20 protein-coding genes are annotated in these 24,426 nt (G+C 65.4%); 12 read left to right on the top strand and 8 right to left on the bottom strand.

The window, feature by feature from the left end:
* Window positions 1–173: 173 nt before the first annotated feature.
* The 3 genes from SB764_RS12165 to zwf all read right to left on the bottom strand — a co-directional run bounded on the left by SB764_RS12165 (window position 174) and on the right by zwf (window position 4,359).
* Window positions 174–2,090 carry a bifunctional transcriptional regulator/glucokinase gene (locus SB764_RS12165; RefSeq protein WP_065058149.1) on the bottom strand — a complete coding sequence of 639 codons (1,917 nt, stop codon included), beginning with the start codon at window positions 2,088–2,090 and terminating at the stop codon, window positions 174–176.
* Window positions 2,071–2,772: a 6-phosphogluconolactonase gene (gene pgl, locus SB764_RS12170; RefSeq protein ID WP_065058150.1), complete on the bottom strand. Its 702-nt coding sequence runs from the start codon at window positions 2,770–2,772 to the stop codon at window positions 2,071–2,073. The genes SB764_RS12165 and pgl overlap by 20 nt, the downstream gene beginning before the upstream one ends.
* A gap of 120 nt (window positions 2,773–2,892) precedes the next feature.
* A complete protein-coding gene (zwf, locus tag SB764_RS12175; protein ID WP_065058151.1) occupies window positions 2,893–4,359 on the bottom strand; it encodes a glucose-6-phosphate dehydrogenase in 1,467 nt (488 codons plus the stop codon).
* 622 nt (window positions 4,360–4,981) lie between these two features.
* Between zwf and SB764_RS12180 the strand changes: the two genes are divergently transcribed.
* The 4 genes from SB764_RS12180 to SB764_RS12195 all read left to right on the top strand — a co-directional run bounded on the left by SB764_RS12180 (window position 4,982) and on the right by SB764_RS12195 (window position 9,358).
* On the top strand, window positions 4,982–6,229 hold the full coding sequence (locus SB764_RS12180; RefSeq protein ID WP_065058152.1) for an ABC transporter substrate-binding protein: 1,248 nt from the start codon (window positions 4,982–4,984) through the stop codon (window positions 6,227–6,229).
* 140 nt (window positions 6,230–6,369) lie between these two features.
* Entirely contained in the window at window positions 6,370–7,311 is a 942-nt protein-coding gene (locus SB764_RS12185) for a carbohydrate ABC transporter permease (RefSeq protein ID WP_065058153.1), read from the top strand.
* The gene (locus SB764_RS12190; RefSeq protein WP_173816816.1) at window positions 7,301–8,158 is read left to right on the top strand and encodes a carbohydrate ABC transporter permease; all 858 of its coding nucleotides are present in this window, start codon (window positions 7,301–7,303) and stop codon (window positions 8,156–8,158) included. Before SB764_RS12185 ends, SB764_RS12190 begins: the two co-directional genes overlap by 11 nt.
* A gap of 81 nt (window positions 8,159–8,239) precedes the next feature.
* Window positions 8,240–9,358, top strand: a complete 1,119-nt coding sequence (locus SB764_RS12195; RefSeq protein ID WP_065058155.1) for an ABC transporter ATP-binding protein — start codon at window positions 8,240–8,242, stop codon at window positions 9,356–9,358.
* 100 nt (window positions 9,359–9,458) lie between these two features.
* On the opposite strand, the gene SB764_RS12200 is transcribed toward SB764_RS12195, so the two are convergent.
* The 4 genes from SB764_RS12200 to trxB form a co-directional block, all read right to left on the bottom strand.
* Entirely contained in the window at window positions 9,459–9,815 is a 357-nt protein-coding gene (locus SB764_RS12200; protein ID WP_156773617.1) for a hypothetical protein, read from the bottom strand.
* Complete coding sequence (locus SB764_RS12205) at window positions 9,812–10,228, bottom strand: hypothetical protein (RefSeq protein ID WP_074983982.1); 417 nt, start codon at window positions 10,226–10,228, stop codon at window positions 9,812–9,814. Before SB764_RS12205 ends, SB764_RS12200 begins: the two co-directional genes overlap by 4 nt.
* 130 nt (window positions 10,229–10,358) lie before the next feature.
* On the bottom strand, window positions 10,359–11,141 hold the full coding sequence (locus SB764_RS12210) for a Smr/MutS family protein (protein ID WP_321870238.1): 783 nt from the start codon (window positions 11,139–11,141) through the stop codon (window positions 10,359–10,361).
* Between the two features lie 204 nt (window positions 11,142–11,345).
* Window positions 11,346–12,341 carry a thioredoxin-disulfide reductase gene (gene trxB / locus SB764_RS12215; RefSeq protein WP_110327958.1) on the bottom strand — a complete coding sequence of 332 codons (996 nt, stop codon included), beginning with the start codon at window positions 12,339–12,341 and terminating at the stop codon, window positions 11,346–11,348.
* A gap of 362 nt (window positions 12,342–12,703) precedes the next feature.
* On the opposite strand from trxB, the gene SB764_RS12220 reads away from it, so the two are divergent.
* Both SB764_RS12220 and lolA read left to right on the top strand, forming a co-directional pair.
* A complete protein-coding gene (locus SB764_RS12220) occupies window positions 12,704–15,019 on the top strand; it encodes a DNA translocase FtsK (protein WP_074983980.1) in 2,316 nt (771 codons plus the stop codon).
* A gap of 49 nt (window positions 15,020–15,068) precedes the next feature.
* Window positions 15,069–15,779, top strand: coding sequence for an outer membrane lipoprotein chaperone LolA (gene lolA, locus SB764_RS12225; RefSeq protein ID WP_080180360.1), 711 nt, complete (start codon window positions 15,069–15,071; stop codon window positions 15,777–15,779).
* Window positions 15,780–15,872: 93 nt separating this feature from the next.
* On the opposite strand, the gene SB764_RS12230 is transcribed toward lolA, so the two are convergent.
* A complete protein-coding gene (locus tag SB764_RS12230; protein ID WP_065058162.1) occupies window positions 15,873–16,943 on the bottom strand; it encodes an MBL fold metallo-hydrolase in 1,071 nt (356 codons plus the stop codon).
* A 309-nt stretch (window positions 16,944–17,252) separates the two neighbouring features.
* Between SB764_RS12230 and SB764_RS12235 the strand changes: the two genes are divergently transcribed.
* From SB764_RS12235 to SB764_RS12260, 6 genes are all read left to right on the top strand, one after another.
* Window positions 17,253–17,651: a MerR family transcriptional regulator gene (locus SB764_RS12235; protein ID WP_065058163.1), complete on the top strand. Its 399-nt coding sequence runs from the start codon at window positions 17,253–17,255 to the stop codon at window positions 17,649–17,651.
* A 52-nt stretch (window positions 17,652–17,703) separates the two neighbouring features.
* Window positions 17,704–19,515: a bifunctional isocitrate dehydrogenase kinase/phosphatase gene (aceK, locus tag SB764_RS12240; RefSeq protein WP_321943333.1), complete on the top strand. Its 1,812-nt coding sequence runs from the start codon at window positions 17,704–17,706 to the stop codon at window positions 19,513–19,515.
* Between the two features lie 45 nt (window positions 19,516–19,560).
* The gene (locus tag SB764_RS12245) at window positions 19,561–20,754 is read left to right on the top strand and encodes an acetyl-CoA C-acetyltransferase (protein ID WP_110327961.1); all 1,194 of its coding nucleotides are present in this window, start codon (window positions 19,561–19,563) and stop codon (window positions 20,752–20,754) included.
* 97 nt (window positions 20,755–20,851) lie between these two features.
* On the top strand, window positions 20,852–21,529 hold the full coding sequence (locus tag SB764_RS12250; RefSeq protein ID WP_065058166.1) for an SDR family oxidoreductase: 678 nt from the start codon (window positions 20,852–20,854) through the stop codon (window positions 21,527–21,529).
* A 146-nt stretch (window positions 21,530–21,675) separates the two neighbouring features.
* Window positions 21,676–22,137: a YchJ family protein gene (locus SB764_RS12255; RefSeq protein WP_410863664.1), complete on the top strand. Its 462-nt coding sequence runs from the start codon at window positions 21,676–21,678 to the stop codon at window positions 22,135–22,137.
* Window positions 22,138–22,700: 563 nt separating this feature from the next.
* Complete coding sequence (locus SB764_RS12260) at window positions 22,701–24,092, top strand: dienelactone hydrolase family protein (protein ID WP_410863666.1); 1,392 nt, start codon at window positions 22,701–22,703, stop codon at window positions 24,090–24,092.
* Window positions 24,093–24,426 lie beyond the last annotated feature (334 nt).

Consider the following 24,426-nt stretch of genomic DNA (forward strand, 5'->3'; position numbering starts at 1 on the left):
GAGAGGTGGAAAGCCGGAAAGCTGCGAAAAGCTCGAAAGTAAGACAGCCGCAAAACAAAACGGGACGTCCATGGACGTCCCGTTTTGTTTCGATCGCGCTCGCTACCCGTCACTGTGGCACGTCACTGTTACGCGTCACTGCGCGCGTGCGCGATTCACGCCGGCCGCGCCGATTACTCGCGCGGCGACGACGAGGCCCCGTGACTGAGCCAGTCGAGCACCGCCGACGCATCGTCGTCCGCGTGTTCGCGCGCCTGCGCCACCGTGCTGCTGACTTCGTTATCGGGCGAGGCACGGCGAATCGCCACGCCCACCGCGAGAATGTCGATCATCAGCAGATGCAGGATGCGCGAGATCATCGAAAGCTGCGACTCGCGCATCTCGATGTGATCGGTTTCGAGCGCCACGGTCGCGCGCTTGGCGAGCGGCGTATTGCTCGACGTGATCGCGATCACCTTCGCGCCGGCCTGCATCGCTACGTCGAGCACGCGCAGCAGTTCGGGTGCGCGCCCCGACTTCGACACGGCCACGATCACGTCGCCCTTGCCGAGCAGCGCCGCCGACGCCGCCTGCATGTACAGATCGCCGTACGCAATGGTCGGGATGCCGAAGCGGAAGAACTTGTAGTGCGCGTCCTGCGCGACGATGTGCGAGTTGCCGAGCCCGTAAAACTCGATGCGGCGCGCGCCGTTGAGCAGTGAAATGGCCTGTTCGACGTGCTCGAAATTCAGATGCTCGCGCAGTTGCAGGATCGCCGAGACGGTGTTGTCGAGCACCTTCGCGCCGAAGTCCGTCGCCGTATCGCCCAGATGCACCTGGCTGTGGCTCACCGGAATCGTGCCGGTCAGACCGGTCGCGAGCTTGAGCTTGAAATCGGACAGACCCTGGCAGCCCAGCGAGCGGCAGAAGCGGATCACGGTCGGCTGGCTCACGTCGGCCTTGCGCGCGATATCGACGATCGGATCGTTGATGATCGAGCGCGGATGATTCAGCGCGAGATCGGCCACGCGGCGCTCGGCCGGCGTGAGCGCGTCGCGCATCTGGCGGATGCGCTCGAACACGGCCGACGAGCCGCCGCCCGCGCGATTCGACAACTGCTCGGCGAGAATCGCGGAAACGCCCAGAAACGCCGGGTATTCCGCCGTGATCACATAAGTAGGCACGTTCGCGAGATAGGTGTCGAAACGCCCCTTCGCCTCGAAGCGCTGGCGGAACGACGAGCGCATGAACAGCTCGCCCAGACGCGGCACCACGCCGCCGCCGATATAGATGCCGCCGAGCGAGCCCAGCGTCATCGCGATGTTGCCCGCGAAGCTGCCGAGAATGCCGCAGAAGCACTCGACCGTTTCGAGCGCGAGTTCGTCGCCTTCGAGCGCGCGCGTGACGACGTCCGCCGTGTTGAGTTCGGCGGCGACTTTCTTCTTGTCGCGCGCGGCGAGCGCACGATAGATCAGCTCGATGCCGGGACCCGCGCACACGCGTTCGAACGACACGTGCGGCCACTTCTTGCGCGCGAACTGCAGCACGACATCTTCGCGCTCGTCCTGCGGCGAAAAGCTCGCGTGACCGCCTTCGCTGCCGAGCGCGATCCAGCGGTCGTCGGCGGGAATCAGGCCCGAGACGCCGAGGCCCGTGCCCGGACCGAGCAGGCCAATCACGCTGTTCTGACGACGCTGGCCGCCGCCGACCTGCACGCGCTGCGCGTCGGTCAGACCCGGCAGCGCCATCGCGAGCGCGGTGAAGTCGTTCACGACCAGCAGCGTGTCGAAGCCGAGCGCGCGGCGGGTGGCTTCGATCGAGAAGGTCCAGTCGTGATTGGTCATGCGCACCTGGTCGCCGTCGACCGGATTCGCGATGGCGATGGCCGCATGATTCACGCGGCCGATCTTCGTGTCCTTCAGATATTGCTGGATGACCTCGGCGACGCCCGGATACTGCGCGCACGGATAGACGCGCACCTGGCCGATCTCGCCCGGAGCCGTTTCCAGCGCGAAGCGCGCGTTGGTTCCGCCGATATCGGCGAGCAGCCGCGCTCCGTCGGCGTGCTGGCCCGCGCCAGGGGCGGATTTGTTAGGCGCACCAGTAGACATCGAGTCTCACTCCCTTGTCGTTCGCCAGTTTCGAAATGGCGTTTTTCTGTTCTGTCGCGGCTGCTTGCTGCAGCACGTCGAGTTTGCGCTGTCCCGCGATCAGCAGGAACAGGCGGTCCACCTGGCGCAGCGCCTGCATCGACCACGAGATGCGCGCGTGCGGTGCGGCCTGCGGATGCACCGCCACGAACGGGCGCGCCGTGGTGATGGCTTCGTGCCACTCGGGCGCGTCGGCGAAGATCGAGGCCGTGTGGCCGTCCTCGCCCATGCCGAGCACGGCGACGTTGGGCAGCAGGCGGTGCGGATCGGCGTTGAGCGCGGCCACGTGCGCGTCGAGATCCTGCGACACGTCGACGAGCGGCAGGAAGCGCGCGCTGGCGGCTTCGTTCTTCAGCAGGGTTTCGTGCGCGAGGCGCGCGTTACTGGCCGAATCGGTTTCCGGCACCCAGCGGTCGTCCACGAGCGTGACGTCGATGTGCGACCAGTCGAAGCGATGCGTCGACAGGGTCTCGAGAAACGGACGCGGACTCGTGCCGCCCGAGACAGCGAGCGTCGCCCGGCGCGCACCGGTGCCGGGCGACGCTTGCAGAGCGCTGAGCGACGCATGTAGCGCGTCGCCCACGGCTCGCGCCAGCGCGTCGGATTGGACGCGCGGGTCGTCGAATACGTGAAGCTCGATCACTTCTCCTCCAGGCTGCTTTTTTGTAGGTCTGCGGGGTCATTCATCTGTGCGTTCCTGCCTGCGCGTGGCCCGGCAAGGCCGCGCCGCGCGCGTCGATTCTCTTGCCTCAATTCACTCGCCTCAATTCTCTTCCTCGAGCCAGCAGGTGCCGTGCTGCGCCAGCATCGCGCTCGCGGCCGCCGGTCCCCACGTGCCCGCCGCGTACGGCTTGGGCGCGCGCGTGGACGCGGTCCACTCGTTGAGGATCGGCTCGACCCATTTCCATGCGGCTTCCTGCTCGTCGCGGCGCACGAACAGCGCGAGGCGCCCGTTGATCACGTCGAGCAGCAAACGCTGATACGCCTCCATCTGACCTTCGCGGAAGAACTGGTCGAACGCGAGATCCAGATGCACGCTCGCGAGATTCATGCCTTCGCCGGGCTGCTTGGCGAGGCAGTACAGACGGATCGTTTCGTTCGGCTGCAGGCGGATCACGAGGCGGTTCGAACCGGGGCGCAGCGCCGTGGGACCGAGCGCCGAATGCGGCACGGGGCGGAAGTTCACGACGATCTCCGCGACGCGGTCGGCCAGACGCTTGCCGGTGCGCAGGAAGAAGGGCACGCCCGCCCAGCGCCAGTTTTCGATCTCGACCTTGAGCGCCACGAAGGTTTCCGTGTGGCTGTCGGGCTTCACGCCTTTTTCGGTCGCGTAGGCCGGCACCGGCGTGCCGCGGATGACCCCCGCGTGATATTGGCCGCGCACGGCCATCTTCTGGATCTCGTTCGGATCGATGGGCTTGAGCGCGCGCAACACGCGCAGCTTTTCGTCGCGCACCGAGTCGGAATCCATCGAATGCGGCGGCTCCATCGCAACGATCGAAAGCAGCTGCAACAAGTGGTTCTGCACCATGTCGCGCAGCGCGCCGGTGTTGTCGTAGAAGTCGCCGCGCGCTTCCACGCCCAGTTCCTCGGCGATCGTGATCTGGATGCTCTCGACCCATTCGCGGCGCCACAGCGGTTCGAACAGCGCATTGCCGAAACGCAGCGCGAGCAGGTTCTGCACCGGCTCCTTGCCGAGATAGTGGTCGATGCGATAGATCTGTTCTTCCGCGAAGATTTCGCCGACCGCGTCGTTAATCGCATTCGACGACTTCAGGTCGTAACCGAGCGGCTTTTCCAGCACGATGCGCGCGTTTTCGTTCAGGCCCACGGCGGCGAGCGCGCGGCAGATCGGCACGAACAGCGACGGGCCCGTGGCCAGATAGAACACGCGGATGCCGGGCAGCGCGGCGATGCCGTCGCGCAGATGCGTGAAGTCTTCGGCGCGCGAGAGGTCGAGCTTTACGTAGGCGATGCGTTCGAGAAAGCTCGCCCACGCGGCTTCGTCCAGACCGTTCTTCGAGACGTGCGGCTTGACGTGTTCCTCGACCCACTGAAGGTAGTGGGCGCGGTCGTCCTCATGGCGCGCGACGCCCACGATCTTGCCCGACTCGCCGAGCATGCCCGAGCGGTGCGCCTCGAACAGCGCCGGCAGGATCTTGCGCATCGCCAGGTCGCCGGTGGCGCCGAAGAGCACGAACGTGAAACCCGAATCGGTAGGGAATTGCATAGTCTCCGTCACAGTCCAGAGGGGGCCGCGGAACAAGGGTGAAGCGGGCGCCGGCGGCATGCCGGGCGGGCTCCGTCGAGCGGCCGTAGTCCGATAAAATTTTTTTTGACACTGAATTGTAGTTTAACTACAATCCAAATCAAGAGGTAACGTTCATTCGATGAAAAAAGTGCTGGGAAGCGCGGCGCGATGTGGGTTTGCGGCGCGTTTGCGGTGGTTTTGCACAGCAGTTTTTCGCGGGCGGACGGAACGTCCCTCATGTTAACGGACAATGGATTCGTCCATGTACGAGCCGGGCGCGGCAACAGACGCCTGGCCGTGGGATGTTCGGCCGCGTGACGCGTGCGGCGCCTCGACTGGCCGCGCACGCCAACCCTGCGACGCGGCCGGTGAAAATCAAAAGAGGAGACAGTCTTTGCAATCCGAACCACTCATCTCTTGAGCGTCCAGCGGCCGGACACCGGCCCGCGGCCCGCGCGCATCTAAAGACAATACGCGCGCGCGGTACTCCGGCGCCCGTCCGTCCCGTGTTTTGCCTGTTTTAAGCCTGTTTGAACCACACGCACCCTGGCGACATCAGGGGCCAACCGTTTTTTGTTCAGGTGTCTGGAGGAGATAAGCAATGAAATTCCGAGCGATCATGGGCGCCCTGTGCGCCGCAGGTCTGATGGGCGGCGTGGCTACGGCACAGGCGGCCGAGTCGATCGAAGTGCTGCACTGGTGGACGTCGGGCGGCGAGTCGAAGGCCGTCGGCGTGCTCAAGGACGACATGCAGAAGCAGGGCTACACGTGGAAGGACTTCGCGGTGGCCGGCGGCGCGGGCGCAGCTGCGATGACCGCGCTGAAGACCCAGGTGATTTCGGGTAACGCGCCGAGCGCGGCCCAGATCAAGGGCCCGCTGATCCAGGAATGGGCGGAACAGGGCGTGCTCGCCCCGATCGACTCGGTCGCGGGTGACTGGAAGGCCAACCTGCCGCCGCAGATCGACAAGATCATGCACGCGGACGGCCACTATGTCGCCGCACCGTTCTCGGTGCACCGCGTGAACTGGGTGTGGATCAACAAGGCCGCGCTCGACAAGGTCGGCGCCAAGGCTCCGACGACCTGGCCGGAATTCTTCGCCGTCGCCGACAAGCTGAAGGCAGCGGGCATCCAGCCGGTCGCAGCCGGCGGCCAGCCGTGGCAAGACCTGACGCTGTGGGAAGACGTGGTTCTCTCGCAAGGCGCGGACTTCTACAAGAAGGCCATCGTCGATCTGGACCAGAAGACGCTGACGTCGGCGCAGATGGTCGGCGTGTTCGACACGGTCCGCAAGATCGAGTCGTACATGGATAACGGCCGCACGGGCCGCGACTGGAACCTCGCCACGGCGATGGTCATCAACGGCAAGGCCGGCATGCAGTTCATGGGCGACTGGGCCAAGGGCGAGTTCGCGAACGCGAACAAGAAGCCGGGCGCGGACTACATCTGCGCACCGGTGCCGGGCACCTCGAAGGCCTACACCTTCAACGTCGACTCGTTCGTGTTCTTCCAGCAGAAGGGCCAGAAGGCGGCGACGCCGGGCCAGCTCGCGCTCGCGAAGACCATCATGAGCCCGGCGTTCCAGGAGCAGTTCAGCCTGTACAAGGGTTCGATTCCGGTCCGTCTGGGCGTGGATATGAGCAAGTTCGACGATTGCGGCAAGCAGTCGTACGCGGATGAGCAGACGGCCATCAAGGCCGGCGGCTACGTGCCGTCGCTCGCACACGGCATGGCGCAAGCCGACGCAACGGCCGGCGCGATCACCGACGTCGTCACGAAGTTCATGAACTCGAACCAGGATTCGAAGAGCGCGGTGGAAGCGCTCGCGAAGGCTGCGAAGACGAAGTAAAGGCGCACGACAGCCGCATCTGGCTGTCCTGAAGCAAGCAGGGTGTGCCCGCGTGGCACACCCTGGACATGACGGTTCAGCCCGAACCCCATCATCGTGTGAAAGCCCGCGCGCTTTCGCACCGTAACAGGAGTTGCGCAGTGACTGCTTCTCTTAGCGGCAACGGCAAGGCGGCCACGCCTGCTACCCGCCGCGCGTCGCCGATGGCGGCGCTCGCAGACCGCTGGATCCCGAAGCTGGTGCTTTCGCCCAGCATTCTGATCAGCATCGTTTTCGTCTACGGCTTCATTCTGATCACCGGCTATCTGTCGCTGTCGAATTCGCGACTGATGCCGCGCTACGACTTCGCGGGCCTCGAACGCTACCGCGAACTGTTCGCCAACGACGTCTGGTGGACATCGGCGCAGAACCTCGCGTGGTTCGGCATTCCGTTCATCGCCATCTGCGTCGCACTCGGCCTGTTCCTCGCCATCCTGCTCGATCAGCAGATCCGCCAGGAAGGCGCGCTGCGCGCGGTGTTCCTCTATCCGATGGCGCTCTCGTACATCGTGACGGGCACGGCATGGCAGTGGATCTTCAATCCCGACATGGGTCTGCAGCAGGTGCTGCACCAGTGGGGCTGGACGAGCTTCCAGCTCGACTGGCTCAACGACCCGGACAAGGCCATCTTCTGTATCGTCGTGGCCGCGGTCTGGCAATCGACGGGCTTTTGCATGGCGCTGTTCCTCGCGGGCCTGCGCGGCGTCGACAGCGAAATCTTCAAGGCCGCCCAGGTGGATGGCGCGACGCTGCCCACGATCTATCGCAGGATCGTGATTCCGAGCATGCGTCCGGTGTTCTTCTCGGTGCTGCTGATCCTGTGTCACATCACGATCAAGACGTTCGACCTCGTCGTCGCGCTGACCGCGGGCGGTCCGGGCACGTCGTCGTCGCTGCCGGCCATCTTCATGTACACGTTTTCGTTCAACCGCGGGCAACTCGGCGTAGGCGCAGCCTCGTCGATGATGATGCTCGCCACCGTCGTGGCCGTGCTCGTGCCGCTGATGTATCTGGAATCGAGGAGCACGCGCAATGCAGCCTAAGATGAAGCTGAGCCGCGTGTTCGTGTACGCGGCGCTGATCCTGTTCGCGTTGTACTTCCTGTTCCCGCTGTACGTGATGCTGTCGACGTCGTTCAAGTCGCTCGACCAGATCCACACGGGCAACATGCTGACGCTGCCGACCAGCCCGACCTTCGCGCCGTGGGTCAAGGCGTGGAGCGAGGCCTGCACGGGCGTGCGTTGCGACGGCATGCAGCCGTTCTTCATGAACTCCGTGAAGATGGTGATTCCGGCCGTGCTGATCTCGTCGATCATCGGGGCGTTCAACGGCTACGTGCTCACGCACTGGCGCTTTCGCGGCGCCGACGCGCTGTTCACCATGCTGCTGGTCGGCTGCTTCATTCCGTTCCAGGCGATCCTGCTGCCGATGGCGCGTCTCGAAGGCTTCTTCGGCCTGTCGAACACGATCGGCGGGCTGGTGCTGGTGCACGTCGTGTACGGCATCGCGTTCACCACGATGTTCTTCCGCAACTTCTACGTGAGCGTGCCGGCCGAACTCGTGAAGGCCGCGCGCATCGACGGCGCCGGTTTCTTCATGATTTTCACGCGCATCATGATGCCGCTGTCGCTGCCGATCTTCATGGTGTGCCTGATCTGGCAATTCACGCAGATCTGGAACGACTTCCTGTTCGGTATCGTGTTCTCGGGCGTCGATTCGATGCCGATCACGGTGGCGCTGAACAATCTCGTGAACACCTCCACGGGCGTGAAGGAATACAACGTCGACATGGCCGGTGCGATCATCGCCGCGCTGCCCACGCTGCTCGTCTACGTGATCGCCGGCCGCTACTTCGTGCGCGGTCTCACGGCGGGCGCGGTGAAGGGTTAAACCTGTCGGTCAGGGCGGGCGCGATGGCGCCGGCCCTGGTCTCATGCGCGATAGCGCGCAGTGATCAAAAGGATTCATAGCATGGCAAGCCTTTCCATTCGCGACGTCTACAAGACCTACCCGAACGGGGTGCCCGTCCTCAAGGGCGTGAATATCGATATCGAAGACGGCCAGTTCCTGATTCTGGTCGGCGGCTCGGGCTGCGGGAAATCGACGCTGCTCAACATGATCGCGGGTCTCGAAACCGTGACCAAGGGCGAGATCTGCATGGACGGCAAGGTGGTGAACAACCTCTCGCCGAAGGATCGCGACATTGCGATGGTGTTCCAGTCGTACGCGCTCTATCCGTCGATGACGGTGCGCGAGAACATCTCGTTCGGCCTGAACATCCGCAAGGTGCCGAAGGCCGAGCAGACACAGATCGTCGACCGCGTGTCGAACATGCTGCAGATCCAGCATCTGCTCGACCGCAAGCCGGGCCAGCTCTCGGGCGGCCAGCGTCAGCGCGTGGCGATGGGCCGTGCACTGGCGCGCGACCCGATCATGTTCCTGTTCGACGAGCCGCTGTCGAACCTCGACGCCAAGCTGCGTATCGAGATGCGTTCGGAAATCAAGCTGCTGCACCAGCGCGTGGGCAAGACGATCGTCTACGTGACGCACGATCAGATCGAAGCCATGACGCTCGGCGACCGCATTGCGGTGATGAAGGACGGCATCGTTCAGCAGTTCGGCGCGCCGCAGGACATCTACGATTCGCCTTCGAACCTGTTCGTGGCCGGCTTCATCGGCGCGCCGCCGATGAACTTCATCAACGGCAAGCTGGTGGAGCAGGGCTCGGGCGTGGGCCTCGAACTCGATACGGGCGTGGCGCGCAACGTGCTGAACCTGCCGTTCGAAGCGAACAAGCTGCGTAGCTACATTGGCCAGGAAGTGGTGCTGGGCCTGCGCCCGGAGCGTATTACCGACGCGCGCAGCTCGCACGACGGTCACGGTCACGAACTGCAACGCCACACCGTGAAGGTGGACGTGATCGAGCCGACCGGCCCGGACACGCTGGTGTTCGCGCAGGTGAACGGCAAGCGCGTGGTGAGCCGCGTGCACCCGGGTGCGAATCCGCAGCCGCTCAATAACATGGACCTGCTGTTCGACGTTTCGAAGGCGGTGCTGTTCGACCCGAAGACGGAAGAGCGTATCGCTTAAGCGATACGGCTGGCCGGGGGCGCTGCGATTACAGCATTACCGCAGCGCCGATACAAAGCCTCACGCGTGGCATGCGCGTGAGGCTTTTTTCTTTGGATGGCTAGCTGGTCACGATAAACGGCCGTTCGACGATTTCATGAAACGTGCTGGGCAGTGCTTCGCTGAGTCGCGCGGTGTAAGCGCGATGGCTTTGCGCGATTTGCCGAAGCTTGCGGCCGGTGGCCTTGGAAAGCGTGTAGGCGCCTTCGAGTTCGGCGAGTTGCGCGAGCAGCGTGACGAGTTCGGCGTTCGCGGGCGAGTCGGCGCTCGCGAGCGTGCGCTGCAGCCGCGTGCGCAGCCGGATGGCCTTGTCGAAGTCGGCGATGCGCCCCATGACGCGCGCGAAGACCCAGATGGCAGCCATCAACGTGTCGAAGGCGCCAAACTCTCTCAGGTATCCCAGGAAAATATCGGTCATGTGGCTCTCGCTTTCCATTCGTTCAGCACTACGCCTGCGCCATAGTAGGCGATCGCCCACCAGAATGGATGATAGGGAATGACGGCTTTTACCGATTCGCTCAACGAAGCTAAAACAAGATAAAGCCACCCGGCCGTGCCGATGACAGCGGCCCAGACGCCCGCCTGAGCCAGCCGTTGATCGAGCCAGCCGCGGCGGCCGGACACCGCGCCGGTTTCGGATGCCGATAGCGACGTCAGATCCGTCAACGCGATGAACAAGGCGATGCCGCCCGCCGCGAGCGAGCTGGGAAAGAAGGCGTCGCTGTCGCTCTGGCCGAGCGCGACGCGCAACAGGTATTCCACGCCGCCCATCAGAATGGGCAGCGCGTAGACGAGTTGACGTGAGGTGGCGTGAAGGCCGTTGGCGGTCATTGCAGCGTGGCGTGGTGTTACGTTGCGGATCGGTCGGACACACCGAAGACCATAACGAAACGCGCTCGCGCGCAACAGCTAGCCGGATGGCGTAGGGCGCGGCATCGCCGCCATGCGCCTATCGATCGGGCTACCCGGCGTGCGGATGATGATGCGCGTGCCCGGCGCCATGCGGCTGCAAAAGCACGAGCACCGCGCCCGCGCCGCCGTCGTGCGGCCGTGCCTGACAGAACGCAATCACTTCTTCCTTCTGTACCAGCCACGCGCGCACCTTGCCCTTGAGCACCGGCTCCTTGCCGGCCGAGCCCAGCCCCTTGCCATGAATCACGCGCACGCAGCGCAGCCCGCGCTTGCCGGCTTCGCGGATGAACGCCTGCAGCGCCTCGCGCGCTTCCTCGCGGCGCATGCCGTGCAGGTCGAGCTGCGCCTGGACGATCCACGTGCCGCGGCGCAGCTTCTTCACCACTTCCTCGCTGATGCCGGGGCGGTGGTAGTAGAGCGTGTCGTCGGTGTCGAGAAAGGCTTCGGGGTCGAACTCGTCGGAGATGGCTTCGTGCAGCACGGCCTGTTCGTCGCGCTGGGTTTGCAGCGGCAGCGGCACGGGCGAGCTGCGGCGCGGCTGCGCGCGCGGCGGCTGCTTGAGCGGCGCGATCTGGCCGATCTCGCGGCGGAAGAGATCGCTGTCCGCGGCGGCTTCTACACGCGCGGCCTGAACGGCGACGCGTTGCTGCTCGCGCTGGCGCGTCTGCACCTTGAGCGCATCGCGCAGGCTGCCGAGGCCGGCGAAGCCGGTCTGCGCCTTGGAGACGTCGGGTGAGGCATCGCTCGCCACCGGCGCGGGCGCGGGCGCGGCGGCGGGACGGGGCGTGGCGGGGCGCTTGGGCTCGCCCGGATGGGGCACGTTCTTGGGCATGGCGAAAGGCGCTCGATGGCAACGATAAAGCGACGGACGCACGGCCGAAGCGGCGCACGCCGGGGCGCTCACGCGGAGCGCCAGAAAAACGGGACAAAAAACAAGGGCCGCCGGCTGACTGGCCGCGGCCCTCGTTGGGTGCGCCGTCGGGCTGACGGGCACTATTTTAGCGACATGACGCCGCTGGACAACCTTGGTGACAACTTAGCGGTCGGCTTCGGCGCTCATCACGTGCGGCTGGGCGATCTCGTTGATGGTCTCGAGATAGCGCTGCGCGTCGAGCGCGGCCATGCAGCCCGTGCCCGCGCTGGTGATGGCCTGGCGGTAGACGTGATCCTGCACGTCGCCGGCCGCGAACACGCCGGCCACGCTCGTGCCGGTGGCGTTGCCGTTCAGGCCGCCGTTCGTGATGATGTAGCCGTTCTTCATCTCGACCTGACCTTCGAAGATGTCGGTGTTCGGCTTGTGGCCGATCGCCACGAACACGCCTTGCAGGTCGAGGTCGGTGGTTTCGCCGGTCTTCACGTTCTTGATGCGCAGACCGTTCACGCCGCCTTCGTTGCCCTTCACTTCGTCGAGCACGGTGTCCCACTTGATGTCGACGACGCCTTCCTTTTCCTTTTCCAGCAGGCGGTCGATCAGGATCGGCTCGGCGCGGAACTTGTCGCGGCGGTGGATCACGGTGACCTTCTTCGCGATGCCCGAGAGGTACAGCGCTTCTTCGACGGCCGTGTTGCCGCCGCCGATCACGGCGACGTGCTGGTTACGGTAGAAGAAGCCGTCGCAGGTTGCGCAGGCGGAGACGCCGCGGCCCATGAACAGTTCTTCGCTCGGCAGGCCGAGGTATTGCGCCGACGCGCCGGTCGCGATGATCAGCGAGTCGCAGGTGTACTCGCCCGAGTCGCCGATCAGACGGATGGGCTTTTCGTCGAGCTTGGCCGTGTGGATGTGATCGAACACGATTTCCGTGTTGAAGCGCTCCGCGTGCTCCAGGAAGCGCTGCATCAGCTCGGGGCCTTGCACGCCGTTCGGGTCCGCGGGCCAGTTTTCCACATCGGTCGTGGTCATGAGCTGGCCGCCCTGGGCGAGGCCGGTGACGAGCAGCGGCGAGAGGTTCGCGCGCGCGGCGTAGACGGCTGCCGTGTAGCCGGCGGGGCCGGAACCGAGAATCAGGACTTTGGCGTGTTTGGTTGCGGACATGATCGAATTCCGTTGAGGGCGCTGCGTGGCGCGTGTTGCGGGGCGCCGCGCTGCTGCCGGATTTGCGGTCGGCCGCCGGTGTTGCGGCGGGGCTTACGCAGGTAAGTTGGGCATCAGCCCGCAATTATAAAGGTCGGGGCGGTTCGCCGCTTCATGAAGCTTTCTGATCGGCGCGATAGCCTTGGGGCCAGGCGAGGCGGCCGGCCGTCGGGTCGGCGTTGTCAGTTACCCTCATTTACAGCGTCGCGCCGCCGGGGCTCAAACATCGCGTTTACAATAGGCCGGATCGGACGACGGCGTCCGCGCCGCCGCCCCTGTCGGCGCGCCCGGTACGCCAAAGCATCGAGAATCACCAGGATTCAATGGCCAAAGCACCTTTTACCGCGCAGGCGCAGGCATTGCCGCATCGCATGTCGCGCCTTTTCACCGAAATCCGCTGGATCCTGCAGGTCGCGCTCGGCGTGTTCCTGCTGATGGCGCTCATCAGCTACAGCCGCCACGATCCGAGCTGGACCCACGCCGCCCAGGTCGACCACATCTCGAACTGGGCGGGGCGCGTCGGCGCGCGCACCTCGGACATCCTGCTGCTGCTGTTCGGCCTGTCCGCCTACTGGTGGCTGGTGCTGCTCGGGCGGCTGATTTCGGCGAACTACCGCCGCATCACGCGCCACGAAACCCTGCGCGACGATGACGACGAGAAACCGCGCGACATCAGCTGGGTCGCCGAAGGCTTCGCGTTCGTGCTCGTCATGCTGTCGAGCTGCGGCATCGAGGCGCTGCGCATGTGGTCGCTCAAGGTCCAATTGCCGCAGACGCCCGGCGGCGTCGTGGGCGGCGCGGTCGCCCGCGCGGTCTCGAACGCGCTCGGCTTCACCGGCGGCACGCTCGCGATGCTGATCGCGCTGGCCATCGGTCTGTCACTGTATTTCCGTTTCTCGTGGCTCTCGGTGGCCGAGAAAGTCGGCGAGGCGCTGATCAATGCCGTCACGCTCGCCAAGCTGCGCCGCGAGGAACGCAGCGACCGCAAGCTCGGCGAGGCTGCCGCCGTCAAGCGCGAAGGCAAGGTCGAGCGCGGCCGCGTCAAGATCGAGGAGCACGAGCCGGTCACGATCGTGCCGCCCGTGGTCACGCCGCAGCGCTCGGAGCGCGTGGAGAAGGAGCGCCAGGTGCCGCTCTTCACCGATCTGCCGGGCGACTCCACGCTGCCGCCGATCTCGCTGCTCGACGCCGCGCCCGCCACCCAGGAAACCATCTCCGACGACACGCTCGAATTCACCTCGCGCCTGATCGAGAAGAAGCTCAAGGACTTCGGCGTGGACGTGGCCGTGGTGGCCGCCTATCCGGGCCCCGTCGTCACGCGTTACGAGATCGAGCCCGCCACGGGCGTGAAGGGCAGCCAGATCGTCAATCTGGCCAAGGATCTCGCGCGTTCGCTCTCGCTCGTGTCGATCCGCGTGGTCGAAACGATTCCGGGCAAGAACTGCATGGCGCTCGAACTGCCGAACTCGCGCCGCCAGACCGTGCGCCTGTCGGAAATTCTCGGCTCGGCAGTCTATGCGGACGCGCCTTCTGCGCTCACCATGGGCCTCGGCAAGGACATCGGCGGCAAGCCGGTGTGCGCCGATCTCGGCAAGATGCCGCACTTGCTGGTGGCCGGCACGACCGGCTCGGGCAAGTCGGTCGGCATCAACGCGATGATCCTCTCGCTGCTCTACAAGGCGAGCGCGGAACAGGTGCGCATGATCCTGATCGATCCGAAGATGCTCGAAATGAGCGTCTACGAAGGCATTCCGCATCTGCTCTGTCCGGTCGTGACCGACATGCGCCAGGCCGGCAATGCGCTGAACTGGACCGTCGCCGAGATGGAGCGCCGCTACAAGCTCATGAGCAAGCTGGGCGTGCGCAATCTCGCGGGCTACAACAACAAGATCGAAGAGGCGAACAAGCGCGAGGAAAAGATTCCGAACCCGTTCAGCCTCACGCCGGACGACCCGGAACCGTGCCAGAAGCTGCCGCACATCGTCGTGGTGATCGACGAACTCGCGGACCTGATGATGGTGGTCGGCAAGAAGGTCGAGGAACTGATCGCGCGGATCGCGCAGAAGGCGCGCGCGGCCGGCATCCACCTGATTCTCGCCACGCAGCGTCCTTCGGTGGACGTCATCACCGGGCTGATCAAGGCGAACGTGCCCACGCGGATGGCCTTCCAGGTGTCGTCGAAGATCGACTCGCGCACGATTCTCGACCAGATGGGCGCGGAGTCGCTGCTCGGCATGGGCGATATGCTCTATCTGCCGCCGGGCTCGGGCCTGCCGGTGCGCGTGCACGGCGCATTCGTCGCCGACGACGAGGTGCATCGCGTCGTCGACAAGCTCAAGGAGCAGGGCGAGCCGAACTATATCGAGGGCATTCTCGAAGGCGGCGTGGCGGGCGAGGGCGACGAAGGTTCGGCGTCCGCCTCGGGCACCGGCGACGAGTCCGATCCGCTCTACGATCAGGCCGTCGAGGTGGTCATCAAGAACAAGCGTGCGTCGATCTCGCTCGTGCAGCGTCATCTGCGCATCGGCTATAACCGGGCAGCGCGGCTGCTCGAACAGATGGAGCAGTCGGGACTCGTTTCGTCGATGTCGTCGAGCGGCAATCGCGAGATTCTCGCGCCCACGCGCGACGCCGACTAAAGGCCGACCGGCCCTTCACGCTATCCATTTCGCTACTGGAGAACGATAGATGCAGTTTTTCGCAGGACAACCGACTCGTTTGACATTCGCGCGCGCCGGTCGCGCGCTCGCCGTCGCGCTGGGCGCATCGCTCGCGATGGCCTCGCACGCCTACGCGGGCGGCACCGACCAGCTCAAGCAATTCGTTTCGCAGGTTCACGCCGCGCGCGGCAGCTTCGTGCAGCGCGAACTCAAGGCGCCGTCGAACGCGAAGAGCACGAGCGACGCCGTCGCCACGGCCACGCTCAACGCCAAGACGTCGAGCGGCACGTTCGTGTTCTCGCGTCCCGGCAAGTTCATCTGGAATTACGAAAAGCCGTATCAGCAGCAACTCCAATCGGACGGCGACAACCTCTACGTCTACGACAAGGACTTGAACCAGGTCACCGAGCGCAAGCTCGGCGGCGCGCTCGGCGCGAGCCCGGCGGCCATCCTGTTCGGCAGCAACGATCTCGACAAGAACTTCACGCTTTCCGACGCGGGCGTGAAGAACGGCATCGACTGGCTGGAGCTGATTCCGAAGTCGAAGGACACGCAGTTCAAGAGCGTGGGCATTGGCTTTCGCGACGGCAATCTCGAAGCGATGGAACTGCACGACGTGTTCGGCAACGTGACGCTGCTCACGTTCTCCAACATCGAGAAGAACCCGTCGCTGCCGGCGTCGACGTTCAAGTTCGTGCGTCCGAAGGGCGCCGACCTGATCACGGGCGGCGGCAACTGAGTTTTGCCGCGCCACCAGGCGCATGGCAACGAAAAAGGGCGGCTCGCATGAGCCGCCCTTTTTTATTCGCGTTCGCAGAGGATCACATCGCGATCAAGCCGAAAAGCGGATCACGCCGTCCTCGCCCGTCCTGCGCGTGAGCTTGCCCGCGAGCCACAGCAGATGCAGATGCGCGAGCGCCTCGCCCATCGCGAACGTCATCTGGTGGATGTCGAGTGCGCGCTTGAACATCAGCGGGACGATGTCGGCCGCGCTTTGCGGCGCGCTCGCGCAGGCTTCCATCACTTCGGCCAGACGCGCGTCGTGATGCTCGCGCAGTTGCCCGATGCGCGTGCGCACGCCGCGAAACGGCTTGCCGTGCGAGGGCAGCACGAGCGTGTCTTCGGCCATCGTCTCGTAACGGCCCAGCGATTCGAGGTAGAGACCGAGCGGATTGCCTTCCGGCTCCATATCGAACACGGACACATTCGTGGAAATGCGCGGCAGCACCATGTCGCCGGAAATCAGCACGCCGATCTCTTCGCACAGCAGCGCGCAATGCTCGGGCGAATGGCCAAAGCCCGTCACGACGCGCCAGTCGCGCCCGCCGATCGACACGGTGTCGGCTTCGCGCAGACGGCGGTATTGCGCCGGCAGCGCCGGCACGAGGTTCGCGTAATAGCTGCGGCGGTTGCGCAACTGGTCGAGCGCCGCTTCGTCCTTCACGCCGTGACGCGCGAAATGGCGCGCCGCGCCTTCGCCGCCCGCGTTCGAGCCGTTGCCCGAGGCCAGCACGCACGCGCTCATGTATTCGCCGAGCGTGGTCCACAGGCGCACGTCCCAGCGCGCCTTGTCGCCGCCCGCGCAGATCCAGTGCGCGAGGCCGATATGGTCCGGATGGCAGTGCGTGACGATCACGCGCAGCACCGGCAGGCCGTCGAGCTGACTTTCGAACACCTGCTCCCAGTGCGCCTTGATGGTGTCGTTGGTGATGCCGCAATCGACCACGGTCCAGCCTTGCTGGCCGTCGATCTCGTCGCGCAGCAGCCAGAGATTGATGTGATCGAGCGCGAACGGCAGCGGCATGCGCAGCCACTTCACGCCGGGCGCGACCTCGAAGGCGTGGCCCGGTTCGGGCAGCGTGTCCTTGAAGGGGTAATCGAGCTGGTGTTCGAGCGCATTCATGGGGGTCTCAACTCCTGTCTTTTATGTGTGCGAGTCGGCGCGGTGCGGCGTCGGGCGAGCGCCGTCCGTTCCACATTGTCGCCGCATTGCGGTATTTGTGCAGAGAATCCGGGAGAGTGTTCCGGTACGCGGAACAATGTCGACGCTCCGACCCGGCGCGAGTCTGTCACGGGCAGCTCGCGAGCGGTTCTCGCCGTCGCGGCAAGGTTGCGAAACCTGAAGGTTGACGATAACGTAAACGTCGATTCTAACGACGAACACGCCGCCTTGCCGACGCACCCGGCCGGCGGCCAGAGGCGCCCACCAGTCATGACCCATTACACGATTACCGAACTCGCCCGCGAATTCGACGTGACGCCGCGCGCGATCCGTTTCTACGAGGACCAGGGCCTGCTGGCGCCCAGCCGCGAAGGCGCGAGCGGGCTCAAGCGTGTGTTTTCCGGACGCGACCGCACGCGCCTGAAGCTGACCTTGCGCGGCAAGCGCCTCGGCTTCACGCTCAACGAAATCCGCGCGCTGCTCGATCTCTACGAGTCGCCGACCGACACGCTCCCGCAGCTTCAGGCTTTTCTCGACACGGTGGTGCGCCATCGCGAGATCCTCGAACGCCAGCGCGCCGACCTCGACGCCACGCTCGAAGATCTCGCCCAGTACGAGGCGCAGGCGCGCGTGCTGCTCGAAAAGAACGCCGCGGCGGCGAACCGGTAAGCCGCGCCGGCCCGAGCGTCGACCGCATCGTCCGCCCCGAACCGAGCGCGCCATGAGACATTTTCCCAAGCTGCTCTCGTCGCAGATCGGTTACGACGTCGCGCAGACCCTGCTCGACGGTTTCGATCGGCACTACCGCAGCTTCTGTGCGGCGGCGGCGCGGGCGCGCGCGTGTTTCGAGGCGCGCGACTGGCAGGGTTTGCAGCAGCTCGCACGCGAACGCATCGCGTCCTACGACGAGCGCGTGCGCGAATGCGTGGTGACGATCGAAGACGAATACGACGCCGAACATATCGACGACGATGTCTGGGAGCAGATCAAGCTGCACTACATCGGCCTGCTCACGGCGCACCGGCAACCCGAATGCGCCGAGACGTTCTTCAACTCGGTGTGCTGCAAGATCCTGCATCGTTCGTACTTCAACAACGCGTTCATCTTCGTGCGCCCCGCGATCTCGACCGAGTACATCGAGAACGACGAACCCGCCGCCAAGCCCACGTATCGCGCGTACTACCCGCTGAAAGACGGCCTCGCCGGCACGCTCGAACGCATCGTCACGAATTTTCAGCTCGACACGCCGTTCGAGGATCTGCGCCGCGACGTCGAATGCACGATGCGCGCGATGCGCGAAACCTTCGGCGACGTCGAGCCGAAAGCGAACTTCCAGATTCACGTGCTGGCCTCGCTGTTTTTCCGCAATCAGGCCGCGTATATCGTCGGGCGCATCATCAACGGCGACGCGCTCGTGCCGTTCGTCGTGCCGATCCGTCATGTCGACGACGGTCGGCTCGCGCTCGACACCGCGCTCCTGCGTACCGACGACGTGCTCATCATGATGAGCTTCGCGCACTCGTATTTTCTCGTCGACATGGAAGTGCCGTCGGCCTATGTGGAGTTTCTGCGCAGCATCATGCCGCGCAAGGCCAAGGGCGAGATCTACACGTCGCTGGGCCTGCAAAAGCAGGGCAAAAACCTGTTCTATCGCGATCTGCTGCAACACCTGCGGCATTCGAGCGACCGTTTCATCGTCGCGCCCGGCATCCGCGGCATGGTGATGATCGTGTTCACGCTGCCTTCGTATCCGTATGTGTTCAAGGTCATCAAGGACAGCTTTCCCGCGCCGAAGGAAACCACGCGCGAGCAGGTCGAGGCGAAGTACCAGCTCGTGAAGCGTCACGACCGGCTCGGGCGGCTCGCCGATACGCTCGAATATTCGAGCGTCGCGCTGCCGCTCGCGCGGCTGGACGACGCGCTGCTGCGCGAACTCGAAACGCTCGCGCCGTCGATGATCGAGTACGAGGGCGACCAGCTCGTCATTCGCCATCTGTATATCGAGCGGCGCATGGTGCCGCTGAATCTCTGGCTGCAGAACGGCAGCGACGCGGACGTGGAGCACGGCATCCGCGAATACGGCAACGCGGTGAAGGATCTGATCCGCGCGAATATCTTTCCGGGCGACATGCTCTACAAGAATTTCGGCGTGACGCGTCACGGCCGCGTGGTGTTCTACGACTACGACGAGATTGAGTATCTGACCGACTGCAACGTGCGCGCAGTACCGCCGCCGCGTCATGAGGAAGACGAACTATCGGACGAGCCGTGGTATCCGGTCGGTCCGCGCGATATTTTTCCGGAGACGTATCGCACGTTCCTGCTCGGCGACCCGCGCGTGCGGCGCTATTTCCTCGAGCATCACGCCGATTTTTTCGAGCCGGCGCTGTGGCAGGACAGCAAGTCGCGCCTGCTCGCGGGCGAGGTGCCCGATTGCCTGCCGTACGAAGCGAGCGCTCGGTTTCGCGCGCGCTATCCGCAACTGTTCGAATGCGCATCCGGCAGCGGCGGCGCCGCCGCGTGCGCGGCCTGATCGCGCTTGATCAGCGTATCGAGACATTCAACCCAGGAGACAGACATGAGTGAGACGCAACAGGACCCCGTCGTGATCGTGGCGGCCGCGCGCACGCCGATGGCCGGATTTCAGGGCGATTTCGCCTCGCTCACGGCGCCGCAACTGGGCGCGGCGGCGATTGCGGGCGCGCTCGAACGCGCGGGCCTCAAGCCCGAGCAGATCGACGAAGTGGTGATGGGCTGCGTGCTGCCCGCGGGGCAGGGCCAGGCGCCGGCGCGCCAGGCGTCGCTCGGTGCCGGGTTGCCACTCGCGGCGGGCGCGACCACCGTCAACAAGATGTGCGGCTCGGGCATGCGCGCGGCGATGTTCGCCCACGACATGCTGCTGGCGGGTTCCGCCGACGTGATCGTCGCGGGCGGCATGGAGAGCATGAGCAACGCGCCGTATCTGCTGCCGAAGGCGCGCGCGGGCATGCGCATGGGCCACGGTCAGGTGCTCGATCATATGTTCCTCGACGGTCTCGAAGACGCCTACGACAAAGGCCGCCTGATGGGCACCTTCGCCGAGGAATGCGCGGGCGAGCACGGCTTTTCGCGCGAGAGCCAGGACGCGTTCGCGATCGAGTCGCTCAGGCGCGCGAAACGCGCCAACGAGGACGGCGCGTTCGCGTGGGAAATCGCGCCGGTGAAGGTGGCCACGCGCGCGGGCGAGACGCTCGTCGAGCGCGACGAGCAGCCGTTCAAGGCCAATCCCGACAAGATCCCCACGCTCAAGCCCGCGTTCAGCAAGACCGGTACCGTGACGGCGGCGAATTCGTCGTCGATTTCGGATGGCGCGGCCGCGCTCGTGATGATGCGCGCGTCGACGGCGAAGCGCCTCGGCGTCACGCCGCTCGCGCGCGTCACCGGCCATACGACCTTCGCGCAGGAACCGTCGAAGTTCACCACGGCGCCCGTCGGCGCAATCGCGAAGCTCTTCGAAAAGACCGGCTGGAAGGCCGCCGACGTCGATCTTTACGAGATCAACGAAGCCTTCGCCGTGGTCACGATGGCCGCGATGAAGGCGCACGATCTGCCGCACGAGAAGGTCAACGTGAACGGCGGCGCGTGCGCGCTGGGCCACCCGATCGGCGCGTCGGGCGCGCGCATTCTCGTGACGCTGATCGGTGCGTTGCGCGCGCGCGGCAAGACGCGCGGTGTCGCGAGCCTGTGCATCGGCGGGGGCGAAGCCACGGCAATGGGCGTCGAACTCCTGTAGGCTGACGCCAGAACGCGCGCCGCAGGGAGGCGGCGCGCGGCATCACCCGCACGCGGCGCTTCAGCAAAGGCCGCGGCACACGAGAGAAGGTGACGAGATGAAAACAGCGTTGATCGTGGGTGCGTCGCGAGGTCTGGGTCTCGAATTCGCGCGTCAATATGCCAGGGCCGGCTGGCGCGTGCTGGCCACGGCGCGTTCCGAAACCGCGCTCGCGGACCTGCGTGCGCTCGGTGCGCAGACTTATCCGGTCGATATCGCGAAGCCCGAGGACATCGCCGCGCTCGGCTGGAAGCTCGATGGCGAACGGATCGATGTGGCGCTGATCGTCTCGGGCGTCTACGGTCCGCGCACCGAAGGCGTGGAAGCGATCACCGCCGAAGATTTCGAATACGTGATGAACACCAACGTGCGCGGGCCGATGCAACTGATCCCGATCCTGCTGCCGCTCGTCGATGCGGCGCATGGCGTGCTCGGCGTGCTGTCGAGCCGCATGGGCAGCATCGCGCAGACGACCGGCACGACCGGCTGGCTCTATCGCGCGAGCAAAGCGGCGCTCAACGACGTCCTGAAGATCACCTCGCTGCAGACGCGCCGCGCCACCTGCGTCGCACTGCATCCGGGCTGGGTGCGCACGGACATGGGCGGCGCGCAGGCAGCCATCGACGCCGCCGCGAGCGTGGCCGGCATGCGCGAAGTGGTGGCCGAAGCGGCCGCCGCGCGCGATGTCTTCAACGGACGCTTCTTCCAGTACGACGGCACCGAGCTCGACTGGTAAGTGCGGGCGAGTGCCGGTGCGTGCCAGCGAATGCTGGTGAGCGGCGCGCCGTTCAGGTAAAAATGCGAAAGGCCGCTTTGCCCGCGCGAAGCGGCCTTTTGCTTTGGTGCGTTTTTGTTTTCGTTTTCGTCCACGGATGTTTCCCGATGACCGCTGATTCCCCGCGCGCCGCGCGCCCGCTCGACTGTCCTTGCGGCGGTGCCGCGCCGAACCTCAAGGCAGGCGCGAAGCCGCCGCGCTACGCGGCCTGCTGCGGCCGCTTCATCGACGGCGGCGAGTTGCCCGCCACGGCGCTCGAACTGATGCGCTCGCGCTACACGGCCTACGTGCTCGGCGATACCGCGTGGCTGCGCGCGAGCTGGGACCCGGCGACCTGTCCCGCCGATCTCGACGCCAACGCCGATGCGCCCGAGGCGCCCGACGCGCCGCGCTGGCTTGGCCTGGCGATCAAACGTCACGAGACCGTCGACGAGACGCACGCGCGCGTCGAATTCGTCGCGCGCTACAAGAGCGGCGGACGCGGCCATCGTCTGCATGAACTGAGCCGTTTCACGCGCGGCGAGGACGGCCGTTGGCGCTACGTCGACGGCGACGTCTCCGAGGCATGAATTCCGCTGACCGGCGCTGACAGCCCGCGCATCCGCCGACAAGCAAGGACGGCGCCATAGCGCCTGAAATATCGCGTTTGCAAACAGGCACTTACGTAAAAACGACGCGATTGTTGGCGCCGCGCGACGCGAAATTTCCCGAAATTTTTTTATTCCATCGCGCCGCAAACCGGCCGAAATTCCCGCAGCCGCCGCGCAGCAAGGCTTGCGCGCCGCTGGCATGCCTTATGCCGGGTTACTACTGAATTGCACAACAATTATTTGTCGTGCGAGGATGCAATCACGGTGTTCGTCCGCCACGTAAGCGAATGTTGAAAAAGCACTTTTTCGACGCTTCGCCGTGGCATCCCGGGCGAACGCTGGCGGCGGGTCTGGTCGACAACAGAACGGTGCCGCACAGGTTTTCCGATCGGTTTTCTTCCCCGCGACGGGTCACGAACGCGCTTAAGGCTCCGGCCACGCGCAGCGGTGTCCTGTTGTGTCTCGCGCAAGCGGGCAGGTCGCGGGTGAGTCGCTCGGGTAGTCAGATTGACGGCGGGAATTTTCGCGGGCAGGTGCAGCAGATGGCGTTCAGGAAGCTTCTTACCGGATGGGCAGTGACCGGCACGGCGTGCGTGCTGTCGGTCGCGCTGTCGAACGCTCACGCCGCCTCGCTGGCCGATGCGACATCGGCGCTCTCTGCCACGCCCTCATCCTCGTCCACGACCGCTCAGCACGCCAATGCGGGCGGCCCGCTCGGCAACGCCAAAGTGGCGCGCCTCGCGCTCGACGACGCGTATCTCCCCGTCGTCCACGCCGACATGAACGCGCAGATCATCCAGATCCCCGTCGTCGACGAGCCCGGCGTGACGCTCGAAACCACCGTGTATCGCCCGGAAGGTCCCGGCCCGTTCCCGATGGTGGTGTTCAATCACGGCAAGATTCAAGGCGATCCGCGTCTGCAGGCGCGCAGCGATCCGATGTCGTTCGCGCGCGAATTCGTGCGTCGCGGCTACGTGGTCGTCGCGCCGAACCGCCGCGGCTTCGCCGGTTCGGGCGGCACCTACGAACAGGACGGCTGCGACGTCGCGAGCAACGGCATGGGCCAGGCGTCGGACGTCGCCACGGCGGTCGATTACATGTCGAAGCAGCCTTTCGTCGACGCGAACCATATCGTGGTCGCGGGCACCTCGCACGGCGGCCTCGCCACCATGGCTTACGGCACCGAAGCCGCGAAAGGCGTGCGCGCGCTCATCAACTTCTCGGGCGGTCTGCGCCAGGACGCGTGCACCGGCTGGCAGGGCAACCTGACCCAGGCGTTCGGCGACTACGGCGGCAAGGCCCGCGTGGCCTCGCTCTGGCTCTACGGCGACAACGACTCCGTGTGGTCGCCCGACCTCGTCACGAAGATGTTCGCGGCCTTCCGCACGGCGCAGGCGAGCGAGAACGGCAGCGTGGCGAGCGCGAAGCTGATCGATTTCGGCGCGTACAAGAACGACGCGCACCGCCTCGTGGGCGACCGCGACGGCGTGCAGGTCTGGTGGCCGAAGGTCGAATCCTTCCTCGCCGAGCAGGGCATGCCCACGTCCGTGCAGTATCGCGTGGCGACGGCCGCCGCGCCGCAGGCGAGCGGCTATGCGTCGATCGACGCGGTGGGCGCGGTGCCGTTCCTCGATCAGGCCGGCCGCGACGGCTATCGCAACTTCCTCAAGCAGTATCCGAGCCGCGCGTTCGCGGTGTCCGACTCGGGCGCGTGGTCGTGGGCCGAAGGCGGCGACAATCCGATGGCCGTCGCCGTCGCGAACTGCCAGCAGCACAGCAGCGATCCGTGCCGCCTCTACGCGGTCAACGGCAACGTGGTGTGGGCGAACGACACCGCCGCCACGGCGCAAAACGACAGCGGCGACGCGCATGCCGTCGCCGCCAACGCCACGGACAACGCCGCCGAGTCGTCGCACTCGCTCGCGAGCCGCTGAGCTGCACGTCGCGCTCAATTAGCCCGCGCGGGCAATTCCCCAGTTTGCAGTGTGTTCCGGATCGGGCGGCCCGCGAGGCCGCCCGTTTTTTTCTGGCGCTGGCGGACCTCAATGCCGCCTCTTTCGATGCCGCCCTAAAAAATTCCGCTTTCGCCTGGTTGGAGCGCGCGACTGCGCTCGCGCGCGCCCGGATTTTTTTGCATAAGCGCGCATGACTTTGCCGTCGTCATCTACGGTCATTTACGGGCTTTTAGAACGATCCCGCCGCAGATGTCGCGAACCGCGTCGAACCCCGCTAGAAGCCTTGCCTGGCGGGGTTTTGAGGGGTAGTGCA

Source organism: Paraburkholderia sp. SIMBA_027 (assembly GCF_046535315.1).
In the GTDB taxonomy this organism is placed as follows: domain Bacteria; phylum Pseudomonadota; class Gammaproteobacteria; order Burkholderiales; family Burkholderiaceae; genus Paraburkholderia; species Paraburkholderia tropica.